This is a genomic window from Kitasatospora sp. NPDC127060, assembly GCF_042724935.1.
Lineage (GTDB): Bacteria > Actinomycetota > Actinomycetes > Streptomycetales > Streptomycetaceae > Kitasatospora.
Genome location: NZ_JBHXEG010000043.1, coordinates 1 through 12,485 on the forward strand (window position 1 = coordinate 1; position 12,485 = coordinate 12,485).

The window sequence follows — 12,485 nt, forward strand, 5'->3', positions numbered from 1 at the left end:
AAACGCTTGACTGGGAAACCCCAGCCAAGCGCCTGCATAAACTGCTCGCGGCCTGATCAACCGACCACGTGTTGCAACGACCCCTATAAACCGCCCACCGGCCCGCGGGGCGTTCCGTCTGCCCGGCCGCACCTCCCGCCCCGGTAGCCCGAATGCGTGTATCGCTCTCTTGACTGGCGTCACGAGAGCGCCATACTGGCTTCACTCCCGCTCGCACAACGAGGTGCCCGCCCATGGAGCTCTCCCCCTCGGCGCACGTGGACACGTTCTGCCGAGACCATCTGCCGCCCTTCGACCAGTGGCCGGAACTCCTCTTCGAACTACAGGAGTTGGCCTACCCCGACCGCCTGAACTGCGCCGCGGCCCTGCTCGACGACACCATCGCCCGTCTCGGACCGGACCGCCGCTGCCTGCTCACCCCGACCGAGCGGTGGAGCTACGGCGACCTGCGCGACCACGCCGACCGGATCGCCGGACTGCTCACCGAGGAGCTGGGCCTGGCCACCGGCAACCGGGTCCTGCTGCGCGGCCCCAACACGCCCTGGCTGGCCGCCTGTTGGCTCGGCGTCCTGAAGGCCGGCGGAGTGGTGGTCACCACCATGCCGCTGCTGCGCGCGGCCGAGCTGGCCGAACTGACCCGGATCGCCCGCCCCACCATCGCCCTGTGCGACCACCGCTTCCTCGACGAACTCGACCGGGCCGCCACCCCCGGCCTGCGCGTCCTGCCCTTCGGCGGCCCCGGCCCCGAGGACCTCACCGCCCGCTGCGCCGACCGGCGCCCCGGCTTCACCGCCGTACCGACCGCCGCCGACGACGTCGCCCTGATCGCCTTCACGTCCGGCACCACCGGCCGCCCCAAGGCCACCCTGCACTTCCACCGCGACGTGCTGGCCAACGCCGACACGTTCTCCCGCCACCTGCTCCGCCCCACCCCCGACGACCTGTTCACCGGCACCCCGCCGCTCGGCTTCACCTTCGGCCTCGGCGGCCTGCTGGTCTTCCCGCTGCGGGCCGGCGCCGCCAGCCTGCTGCTGGAGCAGGCCGCCCCCGAGCAACTCGCCGAGCTGGTCCGGCGGCACGGCGTGAGCGTGCTGTTCACCGCCCCGACCGCCTACCGGGCGATCCTCGCCGCCGGGCTGGCCGACCGGCTGGCGGGCGTGCGGCGCTGCGTGTCGGCCGGCGAGCCGCTGCCCGCCGCCGTCTGGGAGGCCTTCCACGCCGCCACCGGCCGACGCCTGATCGACGGCATCGGCGCCACCGAGCTGCTGCACGTGTTCATCTCGGCCGCCGACGGCGACATCCGGCCCGGCTCCACCGGCCGCCCCGTCCCCGGTTACCGGGCCGCGATACTCGACGACCAGGGCAACCCCCTGCCGGACGGCGAACCTGGGCTGCTCGCCGTCAAGGGCCCGACCGGCTGCCGCTACCTGAACGACGAACGCCAGCACGACTACGTCCGCAACGGCTGGAACCTCACCGGCGACACCTACCTCCGCGACCGGGACGGCTACTTCTGGTACCAGGCCCGCAACGACGACATGATCGTCTCGGCCGGCTACAACATCGCCGGCCCCGAGGTGGAACAGGCGCTCGCCGCCCACCCGGCGGTGGCCGACTGCGCCGTGGTGGCCGCCCCGGACGAGCGGCGCGGCACGGTGGTCAAGGCGTACGTGGTGCTGCGCGAGGGCGCCCCGGCCGGCCCGGAGACCGTCAAGGAGCTCCAGGAACACGTCAAGCGCACCATCGCCCCGTACAAGTACCCGCGCGCCGTCGAGTTCGTCACCGGACTGCCGCGCACCGCGACCGGCAAGCTGCTGCGCGCCGAACTCCGCCGGAGGGCCGCCCTGGAACCGCGACCGAACCCCGCCAGTGTCACCATCGAGCGCCGGGTCGAGTGGTCCGACACCGACGCCGCCGGGCACTACCACTTCTCCGCCGTGCAGCGCTGGGCCGAGGCGGCGGAGGCGGCGCTGCTGCGCCGGCTCGGGCTGGCCGAGCTGTTCGGGCGGATCCCCCGGGTGCACTTCGAGGCGGACTACCGCGAGCGGCTCTGGTTCGGGGACGTCGTCCGCACCGAGCTGCGGGTGGTCCGGGTCGGCGGCTCCTCGCTGCACTACGCCTTCGAGGTGCACGGGCCGCAGGGCCTGGCCGCCAGCGGCCGGATGTCGGTGGTGCACGCGGCCCCGCACACCAAGGGCGCCGAACCCTGGCCCGCGCCGGTCCGCCGGGCCCTCGCCGAGGCCGGGCCGCAGCAGGCGGAGGTGCTCGCGTGACGGCCGGTGCACCGCGCCCGGGCCCGGAGGCCCGCCGGATCGCCGTCATCGGCGCCGGCCCGGGCGGGCTCTACTTCGCCGCCCTGGCCAAGCGGTTGGCCCCCGAGCGCGAGATCACCGTGTTCGAACGGGACGGCCGGGAGGACGAGTTCGGCTTCGGCGTGGTCTTCTCCGACGAGACCCTGGACGGCATCGCCCAGGCCGACCCCGAGGTCTTCGCCGCGATCAGCGCCGAGTTCGCCCGCTGGAGCGACATCGACATCCGCTACGCCGGCCAGGTCCGCACCAGCGGCGGCCACGGCTTCGCCGCCCTGGACCGCAACCGGCTGCGCGCCGTGCTGCAACGGCGCTGCGCCGACCTGGCGGTGGACGTCCGCTACCGCACGCCCGCCCCACCGGCCGACCGTCTCGCCACCGAGTACGACCTGGTGGTGGCCGCCGACGGCATCCACTCGGCCACCCGGGCCGCCCACCCCGAGGCGTTCCGCACCGAACTGGACGAGCGGCACTGCCGCTACATCTGGCTCGCCACCGACCGGGTCTTCGAGGCCTTCACCTTCATCGTCGAGGAGTTCGACTTCGGCACCGTCCAGGTGCACGCCTACCCGTACAGCGCCACCCGCTCGACCTTCATCGTCGAGATCGCCGAGGACGCCTGGCGCCGCGCGGGCTTCGAGGCCCTCGCCGCCCGGGAGTCGACCCGCGGCGAGAGCGACACCGCGAGCGTGGCACGCTGCGCCGAACTGCTCGCCGGGCACCTGGACGGCCACCGGCTGATCCCCAACGCCTCCCGCTGGATCCGCTTCACCACGGTACGGAACGCCAGTTGGCGCCACCGCAACACCGTGCTGCTCGGCGACGCCGCGCACTCCGCGCACTTCTCGATCGGCTCGGGCACCAAGCTGGCCCTGGAGGACGCCCTCGCCCTGGCCGCCGCACTGAGCGAACAGCCCACCCTGGACGGCGCGTTGGCCGCCTACGAGGCCGAGCGGCGGCCGGTGGTGGAGTCCACCCAGCGCGCCGCGCAGGCCAGCCTGGAGTGGTTCGAGACGATCGGCCGCCGCACCGGACAGGACGCCGACCGGTTCGCCTTCAACCTGCTCACCCGCAGCCGCCGGGTCACCTACGGCAATCTGCGCGCCCGCGACACGGAGTTCGTCGCCGCCGTGGACACCGCCGCCGGCGGCGCGCCCGGGGTGCCGCCGATGTTCCGGCCGCTGAAGCTGGGCGCACTGGAGCTGCGCAACCGGATCGTCGTCCCCCCGCTGGCCACCTTCACCTCCCCCGACGCCCTGCCCAGCGCCTTCGACCGGGCCCAGCTGACCGCCCACGCCCTCGGCGGCGCCGGGCTGGTGATCGCCGGGATGACGGCCGTCAGCCCCGAGGGCCGGACCACCGACCGCTGCCCCGGGCTGTGGACCGACCGCCAGCAGGCCGCCTGGACCGAACTCCGGCGCTCCGTCGCGGCGGTGAGCGACACCCCGGTGGGCATCCAGCTCACCCACGCCGGCCGCCGGGGCGCCACCGCCGCGCCCGGACCGGACGGCATCGGCCGTCCGCTCGCCGAGGGCTGGCCACTGCTCGCCCCCTCGCCGCTGCCCTGGGACGCCGACAGCCCGACCCCGCACGAGGCCAATGACGTCCAACTGGCCGCCGTAACCGCCGACTTCGCCGCCTCCGCCGAACGCGCCGCCCGGGCCGGGTTCGACGTGCTGGAGCTGCAGTTCGGCCACGGACACCTGCTCTCCGCCTTCCTCTCCCCGCTCACCAACCACCGCACCGGCCGCTACGGCGGCCCGCTCGCCCACCGACTTCGGCTGCCGGTCGAGGTGCTGGCCGCCGTCCGCGCCGCCTGGCCCGCCGGGCGGCCGCTGCTGGTGCGGATCTCGGCCGCGGACTGGGCACCCGGCGGCACCACCGAGGCCGAGGCGGTGGCGATCTGCCGGGCGCTGGCCGACGCCGGGGCGGACGCGGTGGACGTGTCCACCGGCGAGGTGGTGGCGCACCAGCGGCCGCCGTACGGGCGCGGCTACCAGACGCCGTTCGCCGAGCTGTTGCGCACCGCCACCGGCCTGCCGACCGTCGCGGTGGGCGCGATCTCCGGCCACGACGACGCCAACTCCGTCCTGCTGGCCGGCCGCGCCGACCTGGTCGCGATCGGCCGGGCCCACCTGCACGACCCCTTCTGGACCCTGCACGCCGCCGCCGACCAGGGCTACACCGGCCCCGGCGCGCCCTGGCCCGAGCCCTGGCTGGCCGGGCGCCGCAAGCCGCCGGGCCCGGGCGCCGACAAGGTCGCCCCGCGCCTGCACCTGCTGCGCGAGGCCGCCCCGCCCGTCCACCGCCGCTGGCTGCCGACCCCGACCGAGGGTCAGGAGTGAGGAGAAGCATGGACCTGCCCCGCTTCACCGCCGCCGCCGTCCAGGCCGCCCCGGTCTACCTGGACCCGGCCGCCACCGTGGACAAGGCCGTCGCCCTGATCCAGGAGGCGGCCGGACGCGGCGCCGAACTGGTGGTCTTCCCCGAGGTGTTCGTGCCGGGCTACCCGTACTGGAACTGGACGATGACGCCCGTCCAGGGCTCGCCCTGGTACGAACGGTTGTACCGCGCCGCCGTGGACGTCCCCGGGCCGTACGTCGACACCCTGCGCGCCACCGCCCGACAGGCCGGGGTGGTGCTGGTGATCGGCGTCAACGAGCGCGGCCGGCACAGCCTCGGGGTGCTGTACAACACCCTGCTGATCATCGACTCGGACGGCGAACTCCTCAGCGTACACCGCAAGTTGGTGCCGACCTGGGCCGAGAAGCTGACCTGGACCCAGGGCGACGGCAGCTCGCTGAAGGTGCACCGCACGTCCGTCGGTCCGCTCGGCGCGCTGGCCTGCGGCGAGAACACCAACACCCTGGCCCGCTTCACCCTGCTGGCGCAGGGCGAACTCGTCCACGCCGCCAGCTACATCGCCCTGCCGGTGGCCCCCGAGGACTACGACATGGCGGAGGCGATCGCGCTGCGCGCCGCCGCCCACTGCTTCGAGGGCAAGCTGTTCACCGTGGTCTCCTGCTCGACCATCTCACCCGAGATGGTCGACCTGATCGCCGGCGAGGACCAGCAGGTACGCAAACAGCTCGCCCGCCCGCGCAACGCGCTGTCCGGGATCTTCGGACCGGACGGCCGGGCGGTCACCGAACCGCTGGTGGACGAGGAGGGCATCGTCTACGCCGAGATCGACCTCGGCCGGTGCATCCAGCCCAAGCAGATGCACGACATCGTCGGCCACTACAACCGCTTCGACGTCTTCCAGCTGCACGTGGACGACCGCCCGCTGCGGCCGCTGGCACACCCTCACGACTGACCCGACCCCACGACTGCCCCGCCCGCACGACTGACCCACTCCCGCGACGAGATCTGACCGAGGAGGAGGCATGACCGCCGAAGGCCCCTACGACGACGCCCGGATCGGCCGGGCCCGCGTCCAGGACAGCCCCGAACTACTCGCCTACTACGAGGAGTTGGCCAAGCACGAGGCCGGCGCCCTGTGGACGGTGGCGAACGAGATCGAGCCCTGGTACCCCCAACCGAAGTCCGTCCCGGTGCTCTGGCGCTACGCCGACCTGCGCCCGCTGGTCCGCAAGGCCCTGCCGCTGGTGCAGGCCGACGACGCGGGCCGCCGGGTGGTGATGCTGGTCAACCCCGGACGCCGCGAACTCAGCGCCGCCGTCGGCCTGTTGTACACCGGACTGCAAATCATGGGCCCCGGCGAGGCGATGACCGCCCACCGCCACCAGGCCGCCGCCCTGCGCTTCGTCCACGAGGGCACCGGCGCCTGGACGATCGTCGACGGGCAGAAGCTCAGGGTCGGCCCGCGCGACTTCGCGATCACCCCCAACGGCACCTGGCACGAGCACGGCAACGAGTCCGAGTCCGACCCGGTGATCTGGCAGGACGGCCTGGACATCCCGCTGGTCAACACCCTGGACGCCAACTTCTACGAAGTCCACCCCGACCTCCACCAGCGGCCCGACCCGGTGCCGAACTCCTCGCTGCTCAGCTACGGCGGAAACCTGCTCCCGTACGGCGTCGAGAAGTGGACCCGCCCGTACTCGCCGCTGCTCGGCTGGCCCTGGGAGCCCAGCCACGACGCGCTGTGCCGACTCGCCCGCGCCACCGAGGGATCGCCCTACGACGGCGTGATCATGGAGTACACCAACCCGGTCACCGGCGGCTCGGTGATGCCCACCATGGCCGCCCACCTCCAGCTGCTCCGCCCCGGCCAGGCCACCCGCGCCCACCGGCACACCGGCTCGGTGGTCTACACCGCCGCCAAGGGGCGCGGCGTCTCGGTGATCGCCGGGCAGCGCTTCGCGTGGCAGCAGGGCGACGTCTTCGTGGTGCCGTCCTGGGCCTGGCACGAGCACGCGAACCTCGACCAGGGCGAGGACGCCTGCCTGTTCTCCTTCAACGACTTCCCGGTGATGCACTCGCTCGGCCTGTACCGCGAAGAGGCCTTCCCGGACCACGACGGGCACCAGCCCACCACCCCGTAACAGGAGTTCACCGCGATGCAGCTGCTGACCTACCGCGCCGACGGCGACGACACCCCCCGCCTGGGCGCCCGGACCGGCACCGACCGGGTCGCCGACCTGACCGCCCTGGCCACCGCCGCCGGTGTCGAACTCCCCGGCACCCTCCTGGAGTTGATCAGGGCCGGCGAGCCCGCCCTGGCCACCGCCCGCCGGCTGCTCGACGAACCGGGGCGGACCCGGCCGCTCGCCGAGGTCTCGCTGTGCGCCCCGCTGCGCCCCGGCAAGATCGTCGGCGTCGGCCTCAACTACGTGGAGCACGTGGCCGAGTCCCACCGCAGCCTGGAGACCGAGCGCGAACTCCCGGACCGTCCGGTGCTGTTCGGCAAGCCCGCCACCGCCGTGACCGGCCCCGGCCAGCCGATCCTGCACAACGCCGACCTCACCAAGCAGCTCGACTGGGAGTGCGAACTCGCCGTGGTGATCGGCGAACCCGCCCGCCGGGTGAGCGAACGGGACGCCTGGCGGCACGTGTTCGGCTACAGCATCGTCAACGACATCAGCGCCCGCGACCAGCGCCGCTCCGGCCAGTGGTTCTTCTCCAAGGGCCAGGACAGCTACGCGCCGTTCGGGCCGGTGGTGGTCACCGCCGACGAGATCCCCGACCCCCAGCGGCTCGACCTCTCGCTGCGGGTCAACGGCGAGCTGCGACAGGACTCCAACACCCGCCACATGCTGTTCGGCATCGCCCGGCTGATCGCCGACATCTCGGCCGGCATGACCCTGGAGCCCGGCGACGTGATCGCCACCGGCTCCCCCTCCGGAGTGGGCGCCGGGATGGTCCCGCCGCAGTTCCTGCAGCCCGGCGACCTGGTCGAGGCCACCATCGAGCGGATCGGCACCCTCGCCAACCCCGTGATCGACGCCCGCTGAGAGGAGTCCGGCGCAGATGACCACCTACCGGATCGGTCAGATCGTCCCCAGCTCCAACGTCACCATGGAGACCGAAGTCCCGGCCCTGCTGCGGGCCCGCGAGGCGATCGCCCCCGAGCGGTTCACCTTCCACTCCAGCCGGATGCGGATGACCAGGGTCACCCCCGAGCAACTGCGCGCCATGGACGGCGAGTCCGACCGCTGCGCCGCCGAACTCTCGGACGCCCGGGTCGACGTGATCGGCTACGCCTGCCTGGTCGCGGTGATGGCCACCGGCCCCGGCTACCACCGCGAGGCCGAGCGGCGGCTGCACCGCCGGACCGTCGAGAACGGCGCGCCCGCGCCCGTGGTCACCAGCGCCGGCGCCCTGGTCGCCGGGCTCCAGGTGCTCGGAGCGAAGAAGGTCGCGATGGTCACCCCGTACCTGCGCCCGCTGGCCCGGACGGTGGTCGACTACCTCGGCCAGGAGGGCATCGAGGTGCTCGACCACGCCGCCCTGGAGATCGCCGACAACCTGGAGGTGGCCGCCCACGACCCGGCCCGGCTGCCCGCGATCGCCAAGGGCCTCTCGTACACCGGGGCGGACGCCGTGGTGCTCTCCGCCTGCGTGCAGCTGCCCTCGCTGTCCGCCGTCGAGGAGGCCGAACGGCAGCTCGGCATGCCGGTGGTCTCGGCGGCGATCTGCACCACCCACCAACTGCTGCGGGCGCTCGGCCTGCCCGCCGTCGCCCCCGGCGCCGGGCACCTGCTCTCCGGGGCGTACGGCTGACGTTCTATGATCACCACCAGCCGTCGGGGAGGAGGGCCTGGTATGCCGGAGAGCACGCAGAGCAGCACCCGGCCCAGCTCCCTGATCAACACCGTCTACGGCGAGTTCGTCCGCCGCCTCGGCGGCTGGATATCGATCGCCGACCTGATCGCGCTGATGGCCGAGCTGGACGTCGACGGCCCGGCCGTCCGCTCGGCGATCTCCCGACTGAAGAAGGCCGGCACCCTGCTCCAGGAGCGCCGCGCGGGCACCGGCTACCGGCTGGCCCCCGCGATGGGCCCGGTGTTCGACGAGGGCGACCGCCGGATCTTCCACAGCCTGGAGCCCGCCGAACTCGCCGACGGCTGGGTGGTGGCCGTCTTCTCGGTGCCCGAGTCCGAGCGCGCCCACCGCCACCAGCTGCGCTCCCGGCTCAGCTGGCTCGGCTTCGGCAACGCCGCCCCCGGCGTCTGGCTGGCCCCCGCCCGGCTGCTGCCGGACGCCCGCCGCCTGCTGGAGCGCCTCGGTCTGAGCTCCTACGTGCACCTCTTCCTCTCCGCCGAGTACGCCGGCTTCGCCGAACTCCGTACGGCGGTGGCGAGTTGGTGGGACCTCCCGGCGATCGAGGCGCAGTACGCGGCCTTCACCGACACCTGGCGGCCGGTCGCCGAGGAGCTGCGCGGGCGCGCCCCGGTCGAAGCGGTCGAAGCGGTCGCCACGGTCGGACCGGCCGAGCCGGTCGAGGCGGTCGAGCCGGTCGAGGCGGTCGAGCCGGTCGAGCCGGTCGAGCCGGTCGAGCCGGTCGAGGCGTTCCGCGCCTATGTGCCGATGCTCACCCAGTGGCGCCGGCTGCCGTACCTCGACCCCGGGCTGCCCGAGCCGCTGCTACCCGCCGACTGGAACGCCCGCCCGGCCCGGGCCGTGTTCACCGAGGTGCACGGGCGGCTCGCCGGGCCGAGCCTGCGGTACGTCGAGAAGGTCACCGGACTGTCCCACCCCGCCGGAGCGCCCCACCCCCAGGAGCAGCCATGACCACCCCAGCCCCAGCCGACCTGCTGATCCGCGCCGGCGCCGTGCACACCCTGGTGCCGGGCGAGCCGCCGCAGCGGGCGGTGGCCGTCACCGGCGGCCGGATCACGGCGCTCTCCGCCGCGCCGGACGGCCTGGACGCCCTGGTCGGACCGGACACCGAGGTGGTGGACGACCTGTCGGCGACGGTGCTGCCCGCCTTCGACGACACCCACACCCACCTGATCCTGGCCGGGCACAGCGTCCATGGCGTCCCGGTGCACCGGGCCCGGGACCTCGCCGGATTCCTGGAGCTGATCCGCGAGCGCGCCGCCCGCACCCCGGCCGGGCAGTGGATCGTCACCACGGTCAACTGGCAGGAGGTGCTGCTCGCCGAGCAGCGGATGCCGACCACCGAGGAGCTGGACGGCGCCGCCGGCGAGCACCCGGTGCTGGTGCGCCGGGGCGCGTACAACATGGTGCTCAACTCGGCCGCGCTGCGGCTGGCCGGGATCGACGAGTCCACCGAGTCGCCGGACGGCGGCGTGGTCGAGCGCGACGAGCACGGGCGGCTGACCGGCCGGCTGATCAACCGGGCGACCGAGCCGGTCGAGCGGGTGCTGCCGCGCCCGACCCTCGCCGAGCGGATCGAGGGGCTGCGCGCGGCCTCCGCCGACTACGCGGCCACCGGGATCGGCACTGTGCGGGACTGCCTCGTCCCGGTGGAGGACCTCGACGTGCTGGACGCGGCCCGGGCCGAGGGCGCACTCGCCGTCCGGGTCCGGGCGCTGGTGTCCGGCTTCGCGGCCCGCACCCCCGAGCAGGTGGACGCCCTGCTGGACCGGATGGACGACTGGCGCGCGGACGGCCGGGACGACGATCGACTGCGCCTGTGGGGCGTCAAGTTCGGCATCGACGGCGGCTTCGAGGCGGGCGCCCTGGAACAGCCCTACCAGGGGCAGCCCTGCTACCACGGCCGACTGCTCTGGGAGCCGGAGGAACTGCTCGCGGCGGTGGAGCGGGTGGTCGAGCGGGGCTGGCGGGCGGGCGTGCACGCCTGGGGCGACCGCGGGCTGCGGGTGCTGCTGGACGTCTTCGAGCAGGTGCTGAAGCGCCGCCCGGGCCTGCCGCCGGGGACGCTGGTGGTCGAGCACGGCGGACTGGCCCGGCCCGACCAGCGGGCCCGGGCGATCGCCCTCGGCATCCCGGTCACGGTGCAGCACCCGCTGCTGCACGACGGCGCGCTCACCCAGCAGCGCGCCTGGGGCGAGGAGCGCACCGCCGCCCTGTTCCCGCTGCGCGAATGGCTGGACGAGGGAGCACAGCTCTCGGCCGGCTCGGACTTCCCGGTCGGCCCGTACGGCGCGATGGTGTCGGTGTGGGGCATGACGACCCGCGGCACCACGGCCGGGGTGGTCGGCCCCGAGCACGCGATCGGACGGGCGGAGGCGATCGCGCTGCACACCGTGAACGCCGCCCGGCTGACCGGCGAGAGCGCCGACCGCGGCAGCCTGCGGCCGGGGGCGCTCGCCGACCTCACGCTCTGGCCGGTCGACCCGCTGGACTGCCCGACGGCGGCGCTGCGCGATCTGCTGCCGGCCCGGACGGTGGTCGGCGGCCGGACCGTGCACGAGAACTGACCTATCGTCAAAATCTCTCAGGCCGCGATGAGTTCCCGCAGGTCGATGCCCCGGTGCAGGGCCCGGAGGTCCTCGTGCAGGTCGGACGGCGGGACGACCAGCACGCCGCCGCGGGCGTGCTCCAGGCAGTAGCGGGCGACCGAGCCGCGCAGCAGTCGACGCACTCGGCCGCGCAGCGAGCCGTGCCGGCCCGCGCTGATCACCAGCAGGTCGCCGGGCCGGTCGGCCATGGCGGTCAGCACCGGCCCGGCCTCGCCGCGCATCACCAGCGGCTGCACCGGCAGGCCGATCGGCAGCCCGCCGAAGGCCTGGCCGAGCGCGCTCTCCAGCCGGGCCCCGGCGGCGTCCTGCCAGGCGCGCAGCAGCGGCGGGCAGGGCCGGGCCCGGTAGCTGCGCTCGCCGCCGACCGGGGTCCAGGCGAGCACCGGGACGAGGACGGCCTGCCGGGCCCGGGCCTCCTCCGCCGCCCGGTGCAGGGCGGTCAGGCTGTGCAGTGAGCCACTGACTCCGACGATGACGCGGGCGCCGTCCGACATGATCCTTCGCTTTCCGATGTGAAGCCTACCCAGGGTCTGCGATTATGCTGCCACATCGACGCTATGGCCTACAAATCCAAGGCATTCACTGAATATCGCCTTACATCTCACCTCGAAGATCGCGCAGGGTCAGCACGTCCGGGGCCTCTCGGGCGCCTCGTCCGGCCGGACCTCCTGGAGCAGCCCCCAGGTGAAGTCCGCCGTCCAGGAGCCCACCCGCCCGTCCGCGCCCGGCGCCGCGAAGTCCAGCCGGAAACGGGTCGGCGCACTCCCCTCGCGCGGCAGGGCCCCCGGGAAGGCCGCCCCCACGTCGCCGACCACACAGCCCCACGGCGCCAGGTCGTCGACGGTGCGCAGCACCGGCCCCGGGGCACCGGCCGCCCGGACCAGCCACTCGTTCAGCGCCGGCGCGCCGGCGCGCCGGCGCCGGCCGGCCCGAGCAGCACCTCGAAGCGCAGCTCGGGCCAGAGCGGCAGCGCCCACTGCCGGGCCGTGCACTCCAGGTCGCCGATCCGGCGCGGCGGACTCGCCTCCGCCGGCCCGAGCACGGCGGCGTACCGGGCGGCGCCACGCGGGAACCGGGGCGCCCGGACCATCGCCTGCCAGCGCTTGTTCGCCTCCCGCATCGCGGCCCGGGTGGCGCCGAGCCGCCGCACCGCATCCTCGACCAGCTCGGGGTGATAGTCGGCCATCCGGCGCAGCAGGAAGAGCTGGAACTCGGTGACGCCGAACCCGTTGATCGCCATACCGGCAGGCTAGGGCCTGTCTTCGAACTCCCGTCTGCGGGGCGACGCCGGAAGTTCGAAGACAGGCCCTAGCCTGCCGGT

The 12,485-nt window shown here is 74.1% G+C and carries 8 protein-coding genes and 3 pseudogenes; 9 read left to right on the forward strand and 2 right to left on the reverse strand.

What is annotated here, in order from left to right:
- Positions 1-233: 233 nt before the first annotated feature.
- The 9 genes and pseudogenes from ACFWIS_RS22905 to ACFWIS_RS22945 all read left to right on the forward strand — a co-directional run.
- Positions 234-1,844: pseudogene (locus tag ACFWIS_RS22905) on the forward strand (AMP-binding protein); the annotation flags it as partial.
- A 105-nt stretch (positions 1,845-1,949) separates the two neighbouring features.
- Positions 1,950-2,273: pseudogene (locus ACFWIS_RS22910) on the forward strand (acyl-CoA thioesterase); the annotation flags it as partial.
- Positions 2,270-4,654 (forward strand): FAD-dependent monooxygenase, encoded by a 2,385-nt coding sequence (locus ACFWIS_RS22915; RefSeq protein WP_380463410.1) that lies wholly within the window; start codon positions 2,270-2,272, stop codon positions 4,652-4,654. The pseudogene ACFWIS_RS22910 and the gene ACFWIS_RS22915, both read left to right, overlap by 4 nt.
- A gap of 8 nt (positions 4,655-4,662) precedes the next feature.
- The gene (locus tag ACFWIS_RS22920; protein ID WP_380463408.1) at positions 4,663-5,625 is read left to right on the forward strand and encodes a carbon-nitrogen hydrolase family protein; all 963 of its coding nucleotides are present in this window, start codon (positions 4,663-4,665) and stop codon (positions 5,623-5,625) included.
- Between the two features lie 70 nt (positions 5,626-5,695).
- Positions 5,696-6,817 (forward strand): cupin domain-containing protein, encoded by a 1,122-nt coding sequence (locus ACFWIS_RS22925; RefSeq protein ID WP_380463406.1) that lies wholly within the window; start codon positions 5,696-5,698, stop codon positions 6,815-6,817.
- A 15-nt stretch (positions 6,818-6,832) separates the two neighbouring features.
- Positions 6,833-7,726, forward strand: coding sequence for a fumarylacetoacetate hydrolase family protein (locus ACFWIS_RS22930; RefSeq protein WP_380463404.1), 894 nt, complete (start codon positions 6,833-6,835; stop codon positions 7,724-7,726).
- Positions 7,727-7,742: 16 nt separating this feature from the next.
- Positions 7,743-8,495 carry an Asp/Glu racemase gene (locus ACFWIS_RS22935; RefSeq protein ID WP_380463401.1) on the forward strand — a complete coding sequence of 251 codons (753 nt, stop codon included), beginning with the start codon at positions 7,743-7,745 and terminating at the stop codon, positions 8,493-8,495.
- Between the two features lie 42 nt (positions 8,496-8,537).
- Positions 8,538-9,506: a PaaX family transcriptional regulator C-terminal domain-containing protein gene (locus ACFWIS_RS22940; RefSeq protein ID WP_380463398.1), complete on the forward strand. Its 969-nt coding sequence runs from the start codon at positions 8,538-8,540 to the stop codon at positions 9,504-9,506.
- Positions 9,503-11,122 (forward strand): amidohydrolase, encoded by a 1,620-nt coding sequence (locus tag ACFWIS_RS22945; RefSeq protein WP_380463396.1) that lies wholly within the window; start codon positions 9,503-9,505, stop codon positions 11,120-11,122. The genes ACFWIS_RS22940 and ACFWIS_RS22945 overlap by 4 nt, the downstream gene beginning before the upstream one ends.
- 17 nt (positions 11,123-11,139) lie before the next feature.
- Here the strand turns inward: ACFWIS_RS22945 and ACFWIS_RS22950 are convergent, their stop codons facing one another.
- Both ACFWIS_RS22950 and ACFWIS_RS22955 read right to left on the reverse strand, forming a co-directional pair.
- Positions 11,140-11,658, reverse strand: a complete 519-nt coding sequence (locus ACFWIS_RS22950) for a universal stress protein (RefSeq protein WP_380463393.1) — start codon at positions 11,656-11,658, stop codon at positions 11,140-11,142.
- Between the two features lie 129 nt (positions 11,659-11,787).
- A pseudogene (locus ACFWIS_RS22955) lies at positions 11,788-12,404 on the reverse strand (hypothetical protein).
- Between the last annotated feature and the right edge of the window lie 81 nt (positions 12,405-12,485).

Excerpts from the sequence above, each read along its gene's own strand:
- ACFWIS_RS22935 (WP_380463401.1), top strand. The coding sequence starts at position 7,743 with ATGACCACCTACCGGATCGGTCAGATCGTCCCCAGCTCCAACGTCACC.
- ACFWIS_RS22950 (WP_380463393.1), bottom strand. The coding sequence starts at position 11,658 with ATGTCGGACGGCGCCCGCGTCATCGTCGGAGTCAGTGGCTCACTGCAC.
- ACFWIS_RS22940 (WP_380463398.1), top strand. The coding sequence starts at position 8,538 with ATGCCGGAGAGCACGCAGAGCAGCACCCGGCCCAGCTCCCTGATCAAC.
- ACFWIS_RS22930 (WP_380463404.1), top strand. The coding sequence starts at position 6,833 with ATGCAGCTGCTGACCTACCGCGCCGACGGCGACGACACCCCCCGCCTG.
- ACFWIS_RS22920 (WP_380463408.1), top strand. The coding sequence starts at position 4,663 with ATGGACCTGCCCCGCTTCACCGCCGCCGCCGTCCAGGCCGCCCCGGTC.
- ACFWIS_RS22925 (WP_380463406.1), top strand. The coding sequence starts at position 5,696 with ATGACCGCCGAAGGCCCCTACGACGACGCCCGGATCGGCCGGGCCCGC.
- ACFWIS_RS22945 (WP_380463396.1), top strand. The coding sequence starts at position 9,503 with ATGACCACCCCAGCCCCAGCCGACCTGCTGATCCGCGCCGGCGCCGTG.